The sequence below is a fragment of the Polaribacter sp. R77954 genome, from assembly GCF_044595335.1.
Classification (GTDB): domain Bacteria; phylum Bacteroidota; class Bacteroidia; order Flavobacteriales; family Flavobacteriaceae; genus Polaribacter.
This window is the reverse complement of the sequence record NZ_CP138992.1, coordinates 3,633,752-3,652,616: the sequence shown is the minus strand read 5'-3', so window position 1 is coordinate 3,652,616 and position 18,865 is coordinate 3,633,752. Positions and strand designations below refer to the sequence as shown.

General features: G+C 30.7%; 16 protein-coding genes and 1 tRNA gene. 4 read left to right on the top strand and 13 right to left on the bottom strand.

What is annotated here, in order from left to right:
• Positions 1–18: 18 nt before the first annotated feature.
• The gene (locus tag SJY27_RS15700) at positions 19–243 is read right to left on the bottom strand and encodes a hypothetical protein (protein WP_397445816.1); all 225 of its coding nucleotides are present in this window, start codon (positions 241–243) and stop codon (positions 19–21) included.
• On the opposite strand from SJY27_RS15700, the gene yaaA reads away from it, so the two are divergent.
• Positions 233–991, top strand: a complete 759-nt coding sequence (gene yaaA, locus SJY27_RS15695) for a peroxide stress protein YaaA (protein WP_397445815.1) — start codon at positions 233–235, stop codon at positions 989–991. The genes SJY27_RS15700 and yaaA overlap by 11 nt on opposite strands.
• Before the next feature lie 33 nt (positions 992–1,024).
• On the opposite strand, the gene SJY27_RS15690 is transcribed toward yaaA, so the two are convergent.
• Positions 1,025–2,449, bottom strand: a complete 1,425-nt coding sequence (locus tag SJY27_RS15690; protein WP_397445814.1) for an L-serine ammonia-lyase — start codon at positions 2,447–2,449, stop codon at positions 1,025–1,027.
• A gap of 87 nt (positions 2,450–2,536) precedes the next feature.
• Positions 2,537–2,878: a DUF2853 family protein gene (locus SJY27_RS15685; RefSeq protein WP_397445813.1), complete on the bottom strand. Its 342-nt coding sequence runs from the start codon at positions 2,876–2,878 to the stop codon at positions 2,537–2,539.
• 245 nt (positions 2,879–3,123) lie between these two features.
• Here SJY27_RS15685 and dnaK point away from each other — a divergent pair, with 245 nt between their 5' ends.
• On the top strand, positions 3,124–5,034 hold the full coding sequence (gene dnaK, locus SJY27_RS15680; protein ID WP_397445812.1) for a molecular chaperone DnaK: 1,911 nt from the start codon (positions 3,124–3,126) through the stop codon (positions 5,032–5,034).
• A gap of 223 nt (positions 5,035–5,257) precedes the next feature.
• The gene (locus SJY27_RS15675; RefSeq protein ID WP_397445811.1) at positions 5,258–6,145 is read left to right on the top strand and encodes a metallophosphoesterase; all 888 of its coding nucleotides are present in this window, start codon (positions 5,258–5,260) and stop codon (positions 6,143–6,145) included.
• A 154-nt stretch (positions 6,146–6,299) separates the two neighbouring features.
• Here the strand turns inward: SJY27_RS15675 and SJY27_RS15670 are convergent, their stop codons facing one another.
• The 7 genes from SJY27_RS15670 to SJY27_RS15640 all read right to left on the bottom strand — a co-directional run bounded on the left by SJY27_RS15670 (position 6,300) and on the right by SJY27_RS15640 (position 13,956).
• Positions 6,300–8,387 carry a peptidylprolyl isomerase gene (locus tag SJY27_RS15670; RefSeq protein ID WP_397445810.1) on the bottom strand — a complete coding sequence of 696 codons (2,088 nt, stop codon included), beginning with the start codon at positions 8,385–8,387 and terminating at the stop codon, positions 6,300–6,302.
• Positions 8,388–8,509: 122 nt separating this feature from the next.
• Positions 8,510–9,775, bottom strand: coding sequence for a hemolysin family protein (locus tag SJY27_RS15665; RefSeq protein WP_397445809.1), 1,266 nt, complete (start codon positions 9,773–9,775; stop codon positions 8,510–8,512).
• 12 nt (positions 9,776–9,787) lie between these two features.
• Positions 9,788–9,991: a hypothetical protein gene (locus tag SJY27_RS15660; RefSeq protein ID WP_397445808.1), complete on the bottom strand. Its 204-nt coding sequence runs from the start codon at positions 9,989–9,991 to the stop codon at positions 9,788–9,790.
• A 5-nt stretch (positions 9,992–9,996) separates the two neighbouring features.
• Entirely contained in the window at positions 9,997–10,563 is a 567-nt protein-coding gene (lptC, locus tag SJY27_RS15655; RefSeq protein ID WP_397445807.1) for an LPS export ABC transporter periplasmic protein LptC, read from the bottom strand.
• A gap of 3 nt (positions 10,564–10,566) precedes the next feature.
• Positions 10,567–11,922 carry a hypothetical protein gene (locus SJY27_RS15650; RefSeq protein WP_397445806.1) on the bottom strand — a complete coding sequence of 452 codons (1,356 nt, stop codon included), beginning with the start codon at positions 11,920–11,922 and terminating at the stop codon, positions 10,567–10,569.
• Between the two features lie 16 nt (positions 11,923–11,938).
• Positions 11,939–13,231 (bottom strand): hypothetical protein, encoded by a 1,293-nt coding sequence (locus tag SJY27_RS15645; protein ID WP_397445805.1) that lies wholly within the window; start codon positions 13,229–13,231, stop codon positions 11,939–11,941.
• A complete protein-coding gene (locus SJY27_RS15640; protein WP_397445804.1) occupies positions 13,228–13,956 on the bottom strand; it encodes a type III pantothenate kinase in 729 nt (242 codons plus the stop codon). The genes SJY27_RS15645 and SJY27_RS15640 overlap by 4 nt, the downstream gene beginning before the upstream one ends.
• Before the next feature lie 99 nt (positions 13,957–14,055).
• Between SJY27_RS15640 and SJY27_RS15635 the strand changes: the two genes are divergently transcribed.
• A tRNA-Phe gene (locus SJY27_RS15635) sits at positions 14,056–14,128 on the top strand.
• A 94-nt stretch (positions 14,129–14,222) separates the two neighbouring features.
• On the opposite strand, the gene glpK is transcribed toward SJY27_RS15635, so the two are convergent.
• The 3 genes from glpK to SJY27_RS15620 all read right to left on the bottom strand — a co-directional run bounded on the left by glpK (position 14,223) and on the right by SJY27_RS15620 (position 18,856).
• A complete protein-coding gene (gene glpK, locus SJY27_RS15630; protein WP_397445803.1) occupies positions 14,223–17,399 on the bottom strand; it encodes a glycerol kinase GlpK in 3,177 nt (1,058 codons plus the stop codon).
• A gap of 86 nt (positions 17,400–17,485) precedes the next feature.
• Positions 17,486–17,941 carry a DUF1569 domain-containing protein gene (locus SJY27_RS15625; RefSeq protein ID WP_397445802.1) on the bottom strand — a complete coding sequence of 152 codons (456 nt, stop codon included), beginning with the start codon at positions 17,939–17,941 and terminating at the stop codon, positions 17,486–17,488.
• A 57-nt stretch (positions 17,942–17,998) separates the two neighbouring features.
• Entirely contained in the window at positions 17,999–18,856 is an 858-nt protein-coding gene (locus tag SJY27_RS15620) for a pseudouridine synthase (RefSeq protein ID WP_397445801.1), read from the bottom strand.
• Positions 18,857–18,865 lie beyond the last annotated feature (9 nt).

Below are 18,865 nucleotides of genomic sequence, written 5' to 3'. Positions count from 1 at the left end.
TTGTTAGTTTCTCTTTTATTAAATGCTAAAAATAGAAATAGTTTGATAAAAATCCGCTATAATTTTCATTTTATGAATTTCTATCAATTTTACAAATAAGTTTATCAATTTAAATTGATGAAAATCTTTGATGAAAATTCTGATGATTTGTATTTTTACCCCAAGATATTTTAACAATAAAACGCCTTGTACTGAACTTGTTTCAGTATTATAAAATACAACAATAGCGAATATGAAAATCATTATATCACCTGCTAAATCCTTAGATTTCGAAAGCAAAGTACCCACAAGTTTACACACACAACCTCGTTTTTTAGAACAATCAGAAAAACTGAATAAAAAACTAAAAACGCTTTCTAAAAATAAACTATCTGACTTAATGTCTATTTCTGATGATTTAGCTAGTTTGAATTACGAACGCAATCAACAATGGGCAACACCATTTACGCCAGAAAACGCTAAACAAGCTATTTATGCCTTTACTGGTGCTGTTTTTCAAGGAATTGATGCCAATTCCTTATCCGAAGAAAAAATACCTTTACTACAAGACCGCTTGCGAATTTTATCAGGTTTATATGGTTTGTTAAAACCTTTAGATTTAATTCAGCCTTACAGGTTAGAAATGGGCACAAAAATAAAAGTAGGTAGAAGAGATAATTTGTATAAATTTTGGGATGAAGATTTGGCAAAATCTTTAAATGACGAATTAGAAGACGATGAATTACTCATTAATTTAGCAAGTACAGAATACTTTAAAGCTCTACCAAAAAAAGTATTAAAAGTACCTATGATAACCCCTGTTTTTAAGGATTTTAAAAACGGACAATACAAAACCATTATGACGTATGCGAAAATGGCACGTGGTTATATGGTGCGTTACATTATTGACAATAATGTAAAAACTTTAGAAGAATTAAAAGGTTTTAATATTGAAGGCTATGGTTTTTCAGAAGAACTTTCTAGTGGTAATGAATTGGTTTTTACGAGGTAATTTTAAATTGATAATTACGAATTCGTAATTATTTTAACAATCGGCCAAACCAACATGAATCGCCAAACCACCTTCTGATGTTTCTTTATATTTCTTGTGCATATCTTTTGCGGTTTGCCACATGGTATCAATTACTTTATCTAAAGGTACTTTTACTTCTTTTGGATCTGTTTCCAAAGCCATTTCTGCTGCATTAATGGCTTTAATAGCCCCCATAGAATTACGTTCTATACAAGGTATTTGTACCAAACCTCCTATTGGATCACAAGTCAAACCCAGATGATGTTCCATCGCTATTTCTGCTGCCACTAAAGATTGGGCAGGAGAACCTCCTAACAGTTCTGTTAATGCAGCTGCTGCCATTGCAGACGATACTCCTATTTCTGCTTGACAACCACCCATTGCAGCAGAAATTGTGGCATTTTTCTTAAAAATACTGCCAATTTCACCTGCTGTTAATAAAAATTGTTTGATGTGTTTAAAATCTGCATCATGATTTTCTATCACCAAATAATACATCAATACAGCAGGAATTACACCTGCACTACCATTGGTTGGTGCTGTAACTACCCTGCCTAAAGAAGCATTTACCTCATTTACCGACAACGCAAAACAGCTTACCCATTTTAAGATTTCTCTAAATTTAACCTCTGTACTTCTTATAGCAGTTATCCATTCTTTAGGATTGGTATATGCTGTATCTTTTATGAGTTTTTGATGTGTATCAAATGCTCTTCGTTTTACATTTAATCCTCCAGGAAGCCTGCCTTCTGTATGACAACCTATATACATACACTCTAACATAGTATCCCAAATTCTGTGTAACTCAAAATCTATTTTTTCGGGATTATGAATTTCTAACTCATTTTTAAAAACAATATCAGAAATTAATACGTTTTCACGTTCACAATATTCTTCCAATTGTTTTGCCCTATTTATAGGATAAGGAAAGTTTTTTTTGTTGATTTTAATTTCGTCCTCTAAAGTATCATTTTCTTGAACTATAAATCCACCTCCTATAGAGTAATACGTTTCTGTTACTATTTCTTTATCCTTACAGAATCCACGAAAAGTAACTCCATTAGAGTGAAATGGTAAAAACTCACGATTAAAAACAATTGAATTTTGATAAAATGGTACAATTTTACCTCCTTTAAAATAAATTTCTTTTTGTACACTAATTCTATCTACAATCGTAAAAATATCTTCAATAGGTATATATTCTGGGTCAGCTTCACTCAATCCCAACAAAATTGCCAAATCAGTTGCATGTCCTTTACCTGTTAAAGACAAAGATCCATATAAGTCTACCTTTACAGCATCAATCTTACCAAAAAGATTAGTGTCTCTAAGTTTTTGTACCCAATTCTGTGCAGCTCTCCAAGGTCCTAAAGTATGAGAACTTGAGGGGCCTACACCAATTTTAAGCATATCGAAAACACTAATAAATTGCGACATTCGTAAAATAGATTAAATATTTTGCTGTAAAAATAAAAAATCCAACTCAATTGAGCTGGATTTTTTATTTTTATTAAAACTGATTGTTTAAAAACCGTATACAGATTCTTTATCAAACTTTTTAACTAACATGTAGTAAACTACTGCTCTATACTTATTTCTTTCAGATTTACCAATTCTTTCAATCACTTCTCCAATTTTCTCATCCAATTCAGGTGTATCCTCTAAACCTAACTTTTTAATTAAAAAATTGTTTTTAACTGTTGCCAATTCTTTTGCGTCAGAACCAGAAACTGTTTCAGCATCTTTTTTATAGATAGATGGGCCTAAACCTTTAGTTACTGCAGTTAATAATTCTGTGTTAGAACGGATATCTCTATCGTCCATAAATTTTTTGTACAAAGCAACTTTTTCGTCAAATTTACTCATGATCTTATGTTTAATGTATTAAATAATATTTTGATTCTTATAGAACATTCCAAATATATAAAAATTAAAGCGTAAAGGAAAACGCAATTCGTTGAGTTGCACAATTCACAAGTTGTGTCATATTGTCATAACTACGAGTGTAATTATTTTAAAAACTGCCATTTTCTTAACAAATATCAGTTGGCACAGCATTTGACTAATAGAAACTGTAAAATTGAAAACAAAATTTAATAAAAATAAATATTATGAGTAAAATTATAGGAATAGATTTAGGAACAACAAACTCGTGTGTTTCTGTAATGGAAGGTAATGAGCCAGTTGTAATTCCTAACGCTGAAGGAAAAAGAACTACACCATCTATTGTTGCCTTTGTTGAAGGTGGAGAACGTAAGATTGGTGATCCTGCAAAAAGACAAGCAGTAACTAACCCAACAAAAACCGTATATTCTATTAAACGTTTTATGGGTAATAAATTCTCTGAATCTACACAAGAAGTTAAAAGAGTACCTTATAAAGTAGTGCAAGGAGACAATGATACACCAAGAGTAGATATTGATGGTCGTTTATATACGCCTCAAGAAATTTCTGCAATGGTACTTCAAAAAATGAAAAAAACTGCAGAAGATTATTTAGGCACTGATGTAACTGGAGCTGTAGTAACTGTACCTGCATATTTTAACGATGCACAAAGACAAGCTACCAAAGAAGCTGGTGAAATTGCTGGTTTAAAGGTAGAAAGAATTATCAACGAGCCTACTGCTGCTGCATTAGCTTATGGTTTAGATAAAGCTAATGATGATAAGAAAATTGTTGTCTTTGACTTTGGTGGTGGTACACATGACGTTTCTATCTTAGAATTAGGTGATGGAGTTTTTGAAGTATTGGCTACTGATGGAGATACACATTTAGGTGGTGATGATGTTGATGAAAAAATTATCAATTGGTTGGCTGATGAGTTTTTAGCTGATGAAAATATGGACTTACGTAAAGACCCAATGGCTTTACAACGTTTAAAAGAAGCTGCTGAAAAAGCAAAAATTGAATTATCTAGTTCTTCATCAACTGAAATTAATTTACCTTATGTAACTGCTACAGCTAGTGGCCCAAAACACTTGGTAAGAACTTTAAGTAGAGCTAAGTTTGAGCAATTAATAGACGATTTAGTAAAAAGAACAATAGAGCCATGTAAAACTGCTTTAAAAAATGCTGATTTATCAACTTCTGAAATAGATGAAATAATTTTAGTAGGTGGTTCTACAAGAATACCTGCAATTCAAGAAGCTGTAGAAAAATTCTTTGGTAAAGCCCCAAGTAAAGGTGTAAATCCTGATGAAGTTGTTTCTTTAGGAGCTGCTATACAAGGTGGTGTTTTAACTGGTGATGTAAAAGATGTATTGTTATTAGACGTTACACCTTTATCTTTAGGTATTGAAACCATGGGGAATGTTTTCACAAAATTAATTGATGCAAATACAACCATTCCAACTAAAAAATCGCAAGTATTTTCTACTGCTGTAGATAATCAACCATCTGTAGATATTCATGTATTACAAGGTGAAAGAGCAATGGCTGCAGATAATAAAACAATTGGACGTTTTCAATTAACAGATATTCCACCAGCACAAAGAGGTGTACCACAAATTGAGGTAACTTTTGATATTGATGCCAACGGAATTATTAAAGTTTCTGCAGTAGATAAAGCAACAGGAAAATCTCAAGATATTAGAATTGAGGCATCTTCTGGGTTATCTGAAGAAGAAATCGAAAAAATGAAACAAGAAGCAGAAGCAAATGCAGATGCTGATAAAGTTGCTAAAGAAACTGCTGAAAAAGTAAATGGGGCAGATTCTATGATTTTTCAAACAGAAAAACAATTGAAAGAATTTGGTGATAAATTATCAGCAGAGAAAAAAGAACCAATTGAAGCTGCTTTAACCGAGTTAAAAGCTGCTCATGAGTCTAAAGATTTAGCTCAAATTGATGCTGCCATGGAAAAAATTAACGAAGCTTGGAAAGTAGCCTCAGAAGAAATGTACGCTGCACAACAAGGTGCTGGAGGTGCAGATGCTGGAGCTGGAGCACAACAAGGTCAGCCAGAAGGTAATGCAAATCAAGGAGACAATGTTGAAGATGTAGATTTTGAAGAGGTAAAGTAAGTGATATAAGAATTTTGCTAAAACAAAATTCGTTATTGAACTTATTCCGTTGAAAAACCGAATCTCATTTAAAAGTATCCTAAATTTGTTTTAAAATCTTTTAGGGCAATCCTTCTGAACTAAATCTTGTTCAGAGTCTATATATATTTAAAACGCAATCATTAATTTGATTGCGTTTTTTTTTATCCTTATAAATACATCATTTTGTTTATTTTTGGAATCGATGAAAAAAACAATTTTCCTTTTAAGTATTTTAATTAGCATTATTTCTTGTTCAAAAGAAAAAAACAAATCTTTTAAAATTGGCATCATCGCAGATTGTCAATATTGTGATTGTGAGGTAAAATGGGATCGATATTATAAAAAAGCACCCAAAAGGTTAAAAAAAGCTATTGCAGAATTGAATAAAGATACACTAAGTTACACCATTCATTTGGGCGATTTCATTGATAAAAAAATGAGTAGTTTAGATAGTATTTTACCCACTTGGAATCAATTGAAATCCAAAAGTTATCATGTTTTGGGCAATCACGATTTTGAAGTTGATTCAATCAACAAAGAAAAAATCATTTCTAAATTAAATTTAACAAACAGGTATTATAGTTTTGTTGAAAATAACTGGCGATTTATTGTTTTAGATGGTAATGATTTGAGTTTTTATGGCACTACGTCTAAACTTAAAGCGCAACAAACAGATTCTTTATTCAACCTATTAAAAGATCAAAATTTACCTTATGTAAAAAAATGGAATGGTGGTTTAAGCAACAAGCAGCTGCAATGGATACAGCAAGAATTGGATGCAGCAAAAGAGAAAAGTGAAAAAGTTGGGTTTTATTGTCATTTCCCTATTTATCCAATAGATCAGCATAATATTTGGAATAGAGGTGATTTTATACGTTTGATAAAACCTTACAAAAATGTAAAATTCTTTTTTAACGGTCATAATCATGCAGGCGCTTACAAATTAGTTAATCAAGTGCATTACTTAACTTTTAAAGGCATGGTAGATACCGAAAACACCTCTGCATTTGCAAAAGCAAGATTTGATAAAGACAGTATTTTTGTTGAAGGTTTTGAAAGAGAACCTTCTCGAAAATTAGTAATTCAATAGTTGTCTTTTGACGAATTTTTCTAAAGATTCGCATACGCTTACCATCACTAAAAAGAACTTAACCACCTATAACTATTCTTGAAGAAATGAGTTCATAAAAAAAATCCGTTCAAAATATGAACGGATTTTTTTTAATACTTTAAATAATGGGATGTTAGTTTGTGTACATTATTGCCCTGTTATCTTCTATATCTGAAGCTTTCTTTATTGCTTCGTATATTTTAAAAGTTTGTCTTTTTCTAGTATCTGTAATTCTTTTTCTATTCGCATCATAATTGGGTAATGCTGTTGGCAACTCTTTTTTAGTTACTTTAAAAGCATATACACCTCTACTGCCTTCTACAGAATTATAAATTTTATTTAGCTCAGCATTATACATTGCACCAACAATTTTTGGCTCAACACCAACACCTGATAAGGTTGGAGTTTTTAAAGTAATTTTATTACCAAGTCTTACATAAGTTTTGTTATCCTTAGCAATTTTCTCTAAATCATCACCTTCTAACTTATCTTTTAACATCGCTGCTTTCTTTTCGTTTATTAAAATCGGTCTTACTTTGCTTACTGCTTTTTCAACCGTCATTAAACCCTTTTCAGCTGCATCTGTTACATACGCCACAACATGGCTACCTTCTAAATCGAAACGCTTAAAATCACCAATTTTAGTATCACTATTAAAAGCCCAACTTACAATTTGTCTTTCTTTCCCTAAACTTGGCACGTTTTCATCTAAAGCTTTTAAACCAACAGCAGGCATAGCTCTGTAACTGTTCTCTTTTGCAGCTTCAGAAAAATCACTTGCCTTAGAAACTGCTAATGCAAACTCTTCTGCTTTTCTAAAAACATCATTTTCAGTAGCCTCAGATGGTACTATTTTTCTACCATAAGTAGCCAGTTTTAATACTTTTTGCTTATTTTTTTGGTTGTCAATTTTAATAATATGAAAACCAAATGGTGATTTTACTACACCCATATCTCCTTTTTTACCTTCAAAAACAAAATCTCTAAAAGCTGGTGTCATTCTTGTATAATTAAACCAATCTAAATCTCCACCTTTTGCTGCAGAGCCTTTATCTGATGAAAATTCTTTAGCTAAACCTTCAAATTTACTTTTTCTTCTTTTAACTACATTATACAAGCTATCTGCCAATTTCTTAGCTTCATCTTCTGTTCTTGTAACCTCTGGTGCAACTCTTTGTGCACCAACAAAAGGAATTAAAATATGGCTTGCTCTTGCAGAATCTGGCATTTGAGTAACCTCTGTTATTTTAGTAAGCTTAAAAAAATCTTTGTCTTTGTATGGCCCAACAACATCACCTTTATTTCCTTCAAAAATGGTGTTAGCAACCACTTGGTTTAAAGAACTTTTAAATTGAAAATTAGTATTCAAACTTGTATCAGAATCATTTTCTGATAAAAACAATTGGTTGTTTTCAGAAACTTTAAAATCTTCAATTAAAGTTGCTAAATCATTTTTAATAGCTTGTTCATCTCCTGGAGTTGCTTTTATATCAAACTTTACATAAGAAATGTCTCTTGTAGCTTCAACTTTAAATTCATCAGCATGACTTTTAATATAAGCTTCAACCTCAGATTTTTTAATTTTTACTAAACTGTCTGCTACAGATGTATAAGGTACATATACAAACTTTGCGTCTAATTTTGTATTATCTATCATATACTCTAACTCACCTTCTTTTAATGAAGCTCCTAAACCAGCAGTAACCAAATTATTATAAGTATCTCTTTCAGCATTATCTCTAATCTGGTTCATGTAATTAGACCATTGAGACCACAGTTGAGTGTTGTTTTCTTTTTCGTTTGCTAAAAATTGTTTGAATTTAGTTTCATCAAACAAACCAGCTTCGTTTTGGTATTCAGGATTATTTTGAACAAACTGCGCGCTTACAATTTGATTCCAAACATCAGCTTCTCCAATAGTAATACCAGCTTCTTCTAATTGATTTGAGTATATTTTTTTTCTTAAAATATTATCCCAAACAGTTTTAGCGGCTTGCATTTCTGATACTCTACCACCTGTTTGTTGCTTGTATGCTTCTAATTCGTTTGCAAATTCTTGTCTTGAAATAGCTTCTCCATCTACTTCTCCAATTTCATTAACTTTGCTTGAATTAAAAAAATCACCAAGTGTTGATGGATCTAATACAAAAGCAAAAAGTGCTAATCCGATAATGATAATTAAGAACATTGAACGTTCTCTAATTTTCGATAATACTGCCATACTATATTAATTTAATTTCAGTGGGCGAATATACGATTTTTGATTTTAATTCCGCAAACGATTTTGTAGTTATTCGCTTTTAATAAAGAGTTGATTTCTAAGATATAGAAGCCATTAAAAATTTAATCGGTTTCGTTAGATTTTATTAAGGAAACCTCATCTATTTTAGCTCCGCTCATTTTTAGAATTTTAATTTCAAACCCTTCTATTGCTATATGTTCTTTTTCTTCAGGAATATTTTCTGTATGTTCTATAATAAAGCCCCCTAAGGTTTCGTAAGCTTCTGATTTTGGTATTAGTAAATCGTATTCTTCATTTAAATAATCTACCTCTAATCTTGCTGAAAAATGAAACTCGGTATCTGTAATTTTTTCTTCTAAAAACTCTTGAGAATCGTGTTCATCTTCTATTTCACCAAACAATTCTTCTACAATATCTTCTACTGTAATCATACCTGAGGTTCCACCATATTCATCTACAACAACTGCTACACTTTTTCTTTTTTTCATTAACGTGTTTAGTATGTCATTAATCATCATAGATTCTGGCACAATTTCTATAGGCAATAAAATAGATTTTATTGTTTTTGGTTTTTTGAATAACTCAAAAGCGTTTACATAGCCTAACACATCATCTAAAGACGTTTTATATACCAAAATTTTAGAAAGACCTGTTTCTATAAAAGCCTTTTTTAAATTGGTTACTTTTTCATGGATTTCTACTGAAATAATTTCGGTTCTTGGAACCATAATTTCTCTTGCCTTAACATTATGAAATTCTAACGCATTTTGAAAAATTTGGATTTCAGAATCCATCTCATCATCATCATTACCAGTTTCTAATTGTTCGTTAATATAAATTCCTAACTCTTCTTTACTAAATTCCGTTTGTTGTTCATCTGCATTGGTTTTAAAAAAAACACGAAGAAAAAAATCAGAAATTAGGGTTATAAATTCTGAAAAAAAATGAAAAATATAATAAAAAATATAGGCAGGAAACGCAAACAGTTTTAAAACCTCATTCGCATAAATTCTGAAAATTGCTTTTGGTAAAAATTCGGCAGTTACTAAAATAACAATTGTAGAAATAATGGTTTGTATAATTAGTATTGAAAATTCGTTATAGCCTGTTGTGGGTATAAACCGAATTAAAAACTCACCCATATAATAACTATAAATTACCAAAGAAATGTTATTACCTACTAACATTGTGGTAATAAATTTAGATGATTTTTGGGTAATTTTAGTAAGTATTTTTGGAATAAAACCTTCTCTTTTTTTCTCTAATTCTATATGCATTTTATTAGCGGAAACAAATGCAATTTCCATACCTGAAAAAAAAGCAGATAGTAGAATGGATAAAATGATAATAATGAGTTCTACCTCCATTAAAAGGATAAATTAGTGCTTATTTTGCTCATTTCTTTTTTGAACTTTTTTTCTAAAATGTCTTTTAAAGAAAAATACTAAAGTAATAAAGATTGCAAAACCAAGAAAGAAATACGATCTATTTCTATCTGAATTCCAACGCACAATACCTTCTACCAAACAAATAAATGCTACCATTAAATAGCCATACTGAAAAAATTTCCAAATTTTGTTCATATCAATTAATCTTCTTTTGTTTCTAGTTTTCCTGTGGTCTTTTTGGCCAAATGTTTTGTTAAATCATCTTTTGACTCAAAACCAATACCGTAAATTGTATCATTTTGCTTTATTAATTTAAATGCCTTTTCAGAAATAAAGTAATTTGTTTTTTGATCCCAAAACAACTGGTCTGTTTCTAAAACAGATTGATCTGTATGGTTTATCACAATTACATTTCCTTTTATTTCAGAGACAGATGTTTTTTCATAAGATAATGCATAATCACCAGTAATAGTAACAGAATCTGCTCCTTTGTTTTCGAAATTAACAATTTTAATTCCTGATGGAAACTCGTTATAAGGATGATCTTTTCTATTTGTAAAATCTAAAAGCAATGGTGTTATTAATTTAGAAGTAATTCTACCTGAATCTTTATAAATATGAAACGCATTTTTAGACTTACCAATTGGTAGGTTTTTATCTGCCAAAAAATCTCTTGCTTTTTGGGTATTATTTGTACAAGAAAAAAGCACTACTGTTATAGAAAAAACAGTAGCACTTCTTAATAGTATTTTTAAAATATGTTTCATTTGTTAGTCGCTAGTAGCAACTTTTACAGTTTCTCCAATCCAACATTTGATTGTGAAAGGATCTCCTACTTTAATACCCTCCGTAAAAATTACTTTTTTACTTGGTAAGTTTCCTTTGTAAGTAGCAATATATCTTCTAGCTAATGATGAAATACTAGGATCTACAGCTGCAGCTTTTTTTGCTTGTCTTAATGCTGCTGCATACACCATTCTTTTTTCAAACTCATTAGAACCACAATTATTTACACTTGTTTGATATAATCTACCAATAAATAAGTAGGCTTTACCAAAATTTCTATTAAATTTTAGTGCTTCTCTAGCTAAACTTCTTGCTTTAGATAATTGGCCTCTTACTTTAGCTGCTTCAGCAAATTTTAACTTGTATTTTGCTTTCTTTAAAGGATCTGTTTCTAAATTAAAAGATTTTTCTCTCATTGCAGCTGCTCCACTAACATCACCATTATCTTCTAGAACATTTGCATAAAATGCATAAGCTTCAGGAGATGGCTCTGCTTCTGCATAAGCTTTTGCTAAATCTGCATACAATGGATCTTCTTGACACCCTTTGTAAAACATTCTTGATACCGCTCTTTTTAACCAAGTCACGTTATTTTTGTTTTGTTCAAAGTCTCTCTTGTATAATGGAATTAAGTTTTCACATGTTGCCAAATCAATAATCATTTTATCTAAGCCACCTTCAATTTGACCTAATGCTTTTGAGTTGATTCTGTAAGCTCTTAATCTTCTTTTTTCTTTAGCGTCTAATACTTTTGTTGAATCTTGGGTTAACTTATTTATTTTTTTAGAGTAGTCATCTAATTTTTCTCCAACAGATTCAATTACATCATCATAAGTATCAAAAACTTTTTGTGGCTCAGTATTTTTAAATTTATCTGTAACTCCTTGAAAATATTTATAAATATTTTTTACACTCATATCTTTAGGAGATATTTTATAAGCCTTTTCTAAAATATTAAAAACTTCTGTTTCTGATGCTAATTTATTTTTAGTTAAATAAGTAGCGTAATCACTATGTGCTTTTGCTAAATTATTTTTAACATCATCATGTTCTGGAAAATATTTAAACCTTTGCTCATATACTTTCTTTGCTAAAACTGGATCTTTTTTAACATCTTGAGCTATATCTGCACCATATTTATAGATATTAACAGATAAATCTTGACAATTATCCATTAAATACACCCAGTTCGTATAAGCATCCTCGTATTTTTTTGACTTAAAATCACCTTTAAAAAGGTTGTATTTAATCAAACACTCACGGTTAGCATCGTCTTGTGCATTAGTTTTTGCAGTAATCAAAAGTACAGTTGCTGCTAGTAAAAACGTAATTTTCTTCATTTTGATAGTTTTTCTGTTAATCTATTTTTCTTTGAACGAACCATTTGTCTGACAAAGATAAACTTAATCTAAAATTAAAATAATTTTCTTCTATTAAATTGTTTTCTATGGTTCCTCTTTTACCAAATTCAAAACCTGTATTTATTGTAGACAGACCTTTTAGTGGTATTCCTAGACCAAAAGATATGCCAAAGTCTTTAATTTCTGTAAAATTTGAATTATTTATTACATTACTTACTAACAAACCTGTATTTTCATAACGAAAACCAGCTCTATACGTTATTCTATTCCAATAACTTGAAATAGAATTAATTTTCGGCAAATAAAATCCTCCTAAAGATATTCTATTTGCTTTTCCAAAACTATATGCTGCTGTATTAGCAAAAACACTTGTAGTTGAAATTGCGTTCTTACTTTCGTATTCTACACCTGCATACCATTTGTCTTGTTGCCCTACACCTACCCCAAAAGTAGTTTTTAAAGGTAAATTAAAATCACCATCAATATCAATTACCTTGTCTCCACTAGCATTCACAAGAGTATCTCTAACCACTTCTGACCCTGTAAAAGTATATGTTAATTTTTCTCCTACCACACTCAAATCAGTTCCTAATCTAGCAGTTGCTCCTGCAGTTAAGATTAATTTATCATTTAAGGGGTATTCGTATTGCGCTCCTAACTTTACTGAACCTCCTCTAACTTCTGTAGATTCTCTATATTTAGTAGCTAAAGATACATCTGCTATTTGATTAACTATTGTATTTTCTAAATTTCCGAAACTAAAATCACCTTCAATACCTAAAGAAAAACCTTTAAAAACTTTTATTCCAAAACTACCATAAAATCTATTTACCCCTCCACTACCTTCAAATACAGTACCTTTAGAAAAAGTGACTCCATCACTTTCGTATTCGATATTAGACAATGAATAACCAATTGAAGAAATTGGTTGCATACCAAAAGAAAAACCAGCTTTATCACCAATTGGAAAAGCTAATGCTACATAAGATAAGGTTGTAGAAGTACTACTTTGTTTTGTATCTACAGTTTTAACAGTTAAATCGTTATTTAACAAACCTAAAGAATAGGTACTATATCTTAAATTTGCATAAGCTGCTGGATTTGTGAAGTTTAAATATTTGTAATGGCTAAAAGCCACTCCTATACCACCCATTGCACTTTGCTCTACAGTAGTTGTGCTAAACTCATCTCCAATACCAAAAAAAGAATATGGAGAAGAATTTGTTCTTTGCCCCATAACAACAACAGACGTTAATAGTAAAATACTTACTACGATATTTTTAATCATTCGCTTTTGTTAAAAATCAATATTTCATTTAATCCTTCTAGGAGAAAATTTTGATTGGCAAATATGCTACTTTTTAATTGTTTTGACAAGAAATTTGCATCACCACCTGTTAAAACAACTGTTAAATCTAAATATTTGTTTTTATACTGTTCTATTACTCCGTTAATTTCTTGAATAACACCATTAACAACACCAGAATGCATACTTTCAAAAGTACTATCTCCAGTAAAATTATGTGGTTTTTTTACTTGTAACATTGGTAACTTTGATGTAAACTGATGTAACGCTTTATATCTCATCTCAATTCCTGGCGCAATTGCACCTCCAAAATAATTTCTTTGTTTGCTTACAAAATCATAGGTAATACAAGTACCTGAATCAATTATTAGAGTATTTTGATTGGGATACTTTACAACCGCTGCAAAAACTAAAACAATTCTATCTACACCAAGCGTGTCTGGAGTACTATATAAATTTTTAAAAGGTAATTTCATTTTTGATGAAACACAGGTTAAAGGTACTACACTAGCAATTTTTTCTAAGATTTTTGTGGGTATTGATGCTACACTCGAGATAATAGCTTGTTCAATTTTATATTTTGTTATAATTTTTTTAAACTCTAATATTATATTTTTTTTATCAAAAACATGACGAAAAACCATTTTATTCTCCTCAAAAACAGCAACTTTCACTTTTGTATTTCCTACATCAATAATAAGATTCATTCTTGTATTTTATATATTTTCAAAAATACAACACATTTTTTTTACATTTTTTATAGGAGATATCAAAAAACATATTATATTTGCATCCGCTAAGGCAATGGTACCTTAGCTCAGTTGGTAGAGCAAAGGACTGAAAATCCTTGTGTCCCTGGTTCGATTCCTGGAGGTACCACAAAAAAACCCTTTAAACGTAATGTTTATAGGGTTTTTTCTTTTTAGGGTGCAAATAAAAAACCGTTCCAATTTAATGAAACGGTTTATGATATTTATTTAAATTCCTCTGCATAATAATTTGTTGCATCTTGAAGTAGCAAACTCATTCTTTCTTTTTCTTTTAAAACTCTTTGCTCATCCCAATCTAAATACTTTTTAAAATCATTAACTACAATATCTAAATATTCTGAAATACTATGGATATTGAAATACAAACGCCCAGTTCTTCTAACAAAAAAATCTGCTAAACTATTAGACATTTCATAATGTATAGCATACCAAACTTCGGCTCTCATTAACTTATTTATGGGAGTTCCATTACTAAAAAAGCCATATTTATCAAGAATTAATGTAGAATTCTTACCATAAGTTGTTGTTAAATAGAAAGCGTAATATTTTGCATTCTCTTTTAATAAGCCTATTTCCAACAACTCGTTTTCTACTTCTTTTTGATAGGATTCCACCTCTTTAGCTGAATTTAACACAGGATTAACCAAAGGAATTTTATCTGTAGTAGATGCTTTTAATTTCTTTTTTCTTTTTTCTGGTAGCGTTTCTAAAACTACATCAATAACTCGATGTGCCATTTTTCGATATCCTGTTAACTTTCCGCCTGCTATAGATATCAACCCACTATCGGATATAAAAATTTCATCTTTTCGAGATAATTCTGATGGTTCTTTGCCATCTTCGTGAATTAAAGGACGTAAACCTGCCCAATTAGACTCTATATCTTCAATAGTTAAATCAATATCAGGAAAAACATTATTTGCAGCATTTATTAAATACACTGCATCTTCTTTTGTTGCTACTACTCTATTTAAATCTCCAGTGTAATTTGTATCTGTGGTACCAATGTACGTGCATCTACCTCTTGGTATAGCAAAAACCATTCTACCATCTTCAACATCAAAATAAACCGATTGTTGAATGGGCAGTTTCTCAAAAGGCAAAACAATATGCACGCCTTTTGTTAAATGCAAATATTTATGGTTCATAGAATTATCTTTCTTTCTAATTTTATCAACCCAAGGCCCAGCTGCAGATACATAATTCTTTGCACTAATATTAACTCTTTTACCCGAATTATAATCGATACAATTTAAACTTTCTATTTTTGAATTGCTATCGTACACAAAAGATTCCATTTCACAATAATTAATAATTGTTGCGCCAAATTCTGATGCTTTTTTTAATAATTCAATCGTTAATCTTGCATCGTCTGTTCTATATTCTGCATAATAACCACCACCTAAAACTGTGTTTTTATCTAATAAAGGTTCTTTTGTAAGGGTTTCCTTTTTATCTAACATTTTTCGGCTGTCCTCTCCACCCACATTGGCTAATAAGTCGTATACTTTTAAGCCTATTGAGGTCATAAATTTCCCATAAGTTCCATCTTCTGTTAATGGTAACAACATCTTTTCTGGCAACACCAAATGTGGTGCTAATTTATGCACTATGGCTCTTTCTGAACCAGATTCTCTAACCAAACCAATTTCAAACTGCTTTAAATAACGTAAACCTCCATGAATTAATTTTGTAGATTTATTACTAGTACCTGATGCAAAATCATCTTTTTCAATCAAGCAGACTTTCATACCCCTAGAAGAAGCATCTAAAGCGATCCCAGCACCAGTTACTCCACCTCCAATAATAATCAAATCGAAGGTTTTAGTAGTCATTACTTTTAATTGATTATTTCTGTCTAAAACAGAAAAACGCATGTTTTCTTCTTCTTTGACTTTAGAAGTTGTTCTTGTTTTATCAATAGCCTTCAACCATCCCTTCACTTTTTTTCTTCGTTGTTTGGGTTTCATTTTAGGCCGAAAAATAGTTTCAATTTTTCTTATTTCTTCTATATTTTCTTTTACCCAAAAATTTGCTTTAATACCTGCTAAAAGTGCAGCTCCAAAAGCAGTTACCTCTAGCATTACTGGTCTATCTACATCAACATTTAAAATATCTGACTGAAATTGCATTAGGTAGTTATTTGCGCTTGCACCACCATCTACTTTTAATGCAATCATTTCTTTACCAGAATCTTGAATCATTGCATCAATAACATCTCTTGTTTGATACGCTAAAGATTCTACTGTGGCTTTTACAAGTTCTTTTTTTCCTGTATCTAAAGTCATTCCATAAATACTACCTTTTGCATTTGCATCCCAATAAGGGGCACCCAAACCTGCAAAAGCTGGTACAACATAAACATTCTTTAAAGAGGGTATACTGTTACAAATAGCTTCAGTATCTGCAACATTATCAATCAATTGCATTTGATCTCTCAACCATTGAATAGCTGCACCACCTACAAAAACACTACCTTCTAAGGCATAATTTATGGGCTCATTTTCTAAACTACAAGTTAAAGTAGTTAGCAAACCTTTTTTTGAAAGCACTTGATTTTTGCCTGTGTTTAATAAAATAAAACAGCCTGTTCCATAAGTGTTTTTGGCAATTCCTGATTTAAAGCCTCCTTGACCAAACAAAGCCGCTTGTTGGTCTCCAGCCACTCCGTAAATTGGAATTTTAACATCTTTATAAGTAATCGTACCAAAATTAGAGGAAGAATGTTGCACTTTAGGCAGCATATTTTCTGGAATATGTAAGGCTCTTAACAGCTTTTTATCCCATTGTAAGTCTTTAATATTATAAAGTAATGTACGTGATGCGTTTGTATGATCTGTAAGGTGATTTTTTTCGTTAGTAAACTTATAAATTAGCCAACTATCAATAGTACCAAAACACAATTCACCTGCTTCTGCTTTTTCTTTTGCCCCATTAACATTATCTAAAATCCATTTTAATTTTGTGCCCGAAAAATAAGCATCAATTACTAAACCTGTATTTTCTTTAATATAGTCTGCAAAACCTCTTTTTTGTAAATCATCACATATAGATAAGCTCCTTTTATCTAACCAAACAATGGCATTGTAAATGGGTTTTCCTGTTTTTTTATCCCAAACAACAGTAGTTTCTCGCTGATTTGTAATCCCAATGGAAGCAATTTCTTGCGGATGAATTTTAGCATCTACTAAAACATTATAGAACGTTTTTAATTGATCTTGATAAATTTCTTCAGGATCATGCTCTACCCAACCTGACTTAGGGTAATATTGAGTTAATTCTTTTTGAGAACTTTGAACTATTTCTCCTTTTTGATCAAAAATAATTGTTCTTGTACTTGTTGTACCTTGATCGAAAGCAATTACGTATTTTTTTTCCATCACTTTAAAAAATCTATTGGATGAATATACGATAAAAGAACAAATTATGCGCTTTCTACATTTGTAAAGATGAGAGAAATTAGCGCTTATTTTACGATATCTTCAATAATTTTAAAATGATGTTGGGTATGCAACTTTAAAAATTGTAGCGTTTGTTTTTTATTTAATTGCTTAAATAAAGGATGGCTAAAATGTTGTTTATCTGAAATTTTTGGAATAATTTTTAGATTATCTTCAGCTAATTTTAATTGTTTTTCAATATCCTCTTTTAGGATTATTTCTGGTGGTAAAACGCGTTTGGGAGATTTTGCTTTACCCCTTGGAAACGCCCCTTTTAAAAAAACCATGGTTCGTAAAAAATTAAAACTCCTTTTATATTCTTTTGGGTCAGACTTATGCAAGACACCCAAAACAGCATTAATTACTTTTAAAGAATGATCTAAATGCCAACCTACACTTACTTTAGAAACGGATAAGTTTTGCTTATCGATATTAGTAAGGTTTTCTTGTATAAAAGTAAGTTCTTTTGCCAACATATTCATGAAATTGAAATTGGTTTTGAAATATATAAAAAAATCCAGCAAAAGCTGGATTATAATTTATTTCAATTTTTGAAGATTCGCAACTTCTAAAGTTGTTAATGACCTCCATCTTCCTCTTGGTAAATTTTTCTTGGTTAATTCTGAAAAAATAACACGATCTAATTTGTTAACCTTGTAACCTACGTGCTCAAATATTTTACGAACTATTCTGTTTCTACCAGAATGAATTTCGATACCAATTTCTGATTTTGGCTCTCCATTAATATAAGAAACAGCATCTATAAATACTTTTTTGCCTTCAATAATTACTTCACCCCTTAACTTTTCTAAATCCTTTAAATCTAGTTTTCTATCTAAAGAAGCGTGGTATAATTTACGTACATTATGTTTTGGGTGTGTTAGCTTTTTTGCCAAATCGCCATCATTGGTAAACAAAAGTAAACCTGTAGTATTTCTATCTAATCTACCTACTGGATAAATACGTTCTTTAGATGCGTTTGCAATCAATTCCATTACTGTTTTTCTACCTCTATCATCATCCATAGTGGTAATGTAGTTTTTAGGCTTGTTCAGTAAAATGTATCGTTTTTGTTCTGGCGTAATCGAGGTTCCATCAAACTGAACAACGTCATTAGGTTGTACTTTATACCCCATTTCAGTAACCAGTTTTCCATTTACTTGCACACTTCCGTGTTCAATATAAGTATCAGCTTCTCTACGTGAGCAAATTCCAGAGTTTGCAATGTATTTGTTTAATCGAATTCCTTGAGATTCGTCAGATTTTTTGACAGGTGTAGTTTTCTTATAGTCCTTTTTTACAGGTTTTCTACTTAAAGGTTTTGTGGTTTTTCTGTTTAGAGGCGCACTCTTTTTGCCTTCTTGTCGTCTTCGCGACGAGTTTTTATTTGACTCCATTATTAAAAT

What these genes read in the sequence shown, in the direction of transcription:
- SJY27_RS15670 (WP_397445810.1), bottom strand. Translation starts at nt 8,387, where the DNA reads ATGGCAGTATTATCGAAAATTAGAGAACGTTCAATGTTCTTAATTATC.
- SJY27_RS15660 (WP_397445808.1), bottom strand. Translation starts at nt 9,991, where the DNA reads ATGAACAAAATTTGGAAATTTTTTCAGTATGGCTATTTAATGGTAGCA.
- SJY27_RS15700 (WP_397445816.1), bottom strand. Translation starts at nt 243, where the DNA reads ATGATTTTCATATTCGCTATTGTTGTATTTTATAATACTGAAACAAGT.
- SJY27_RS15690 (WP_397445814.1), bottom strand. Translation starts at nt 2,449, where the DNA reads ATGTCGCAATTTATTAGTGTTTTCGATATGCTTAAAATTGGTGTAGGC.
- SJY27_RS15685 (WP_397445813.1), bottom strand. Translation starts at nt 2,878, where the DNA reads ATGAGTAAATTTGACGAAAAAGTTGCTTTGTACAAAAAATTTATGGAC.
- SJY27_RS15625 (WP_397445802.1), bottom strand. Translation starts at nt 17,941, where the DNA reads ATGAATATGTTGGCAAAAGAACTTACTTTTATACAAGAAAACCTTACT.
- SJY27_RS15675 (WP_397445811.1), top strand. Translation starts at nt 5,258, where the DNA reads ATGAAAAAAACAATTTTCCTTTTAAGTATTTTAATTAGCATTATTTCT.
- lptC (WP_397445807.1), bottom strand. Translation starts at nt 10,563, where the DNA reads ATGAAACATATTTTAAAAATACTATTAAGAAGTGCTACTGTTTTTTCT.
- yaaA (WP_397445815.1), top strand. Translation starts at nt 233, where the DNA reads ATGAAAATCATTATATCACCTGCTAAATCCTTAGATTTCGAAAGCAAA.
- SJY27_RS15645 (WP_397445805.1), bottom strand. Translation starts at nt 13,231, where the DNA reads ATGATTAAAAATATCGTAGTAAGTATTTTACTATTAACGTCTGTTGTT.
- dnaK (WP_397445812.1), top strand. Translation starts at nt 3,124, where the DNA reads ATGAGTAAAATTATAGGAATAGATTTAGGAACAACAAACTCGTGTGTT.
- SJY27_RS15620 (WP_397445801.1), bottom strand. Translation starts at nt 18,856, where the DNA reads ATGGAGTCAAATAAAAACTCGTCGCGAAGACGACAAGAAGGCAAAAAG.
- SJY27_RS15665 (WP_397445809.1), bottom strand. Translation starts at nt 9,775, where the DNA reads ATGGAGGTAGAACTCATTATTATCATTTTATCCATTCTACTATCTGCT.
- SJY27_RS15650 (WP_397445806.1), bottom strand. Translation starts at nt 11,922, where the DNA reads ATGAAGAAAATTACGTTTTTACTAGCAGCAACTGTACTTTTGATTACT.
- glpK (WP_397445803.1), bottom strand. Translation starts at nt 17,399, where the DNA reads ATGGAAAAAAAATACGTAATTGCTTTCGATCAAGGTACAACAAGTACA.
- SJY27_RS15640 (WP_397445804.1), bottom strand. Translation starts at nt 13,956, where the DNA reads ATGAATCTTATTATTGATGTAGGAAATACAAAAGTGAAAGTTGCTGTT.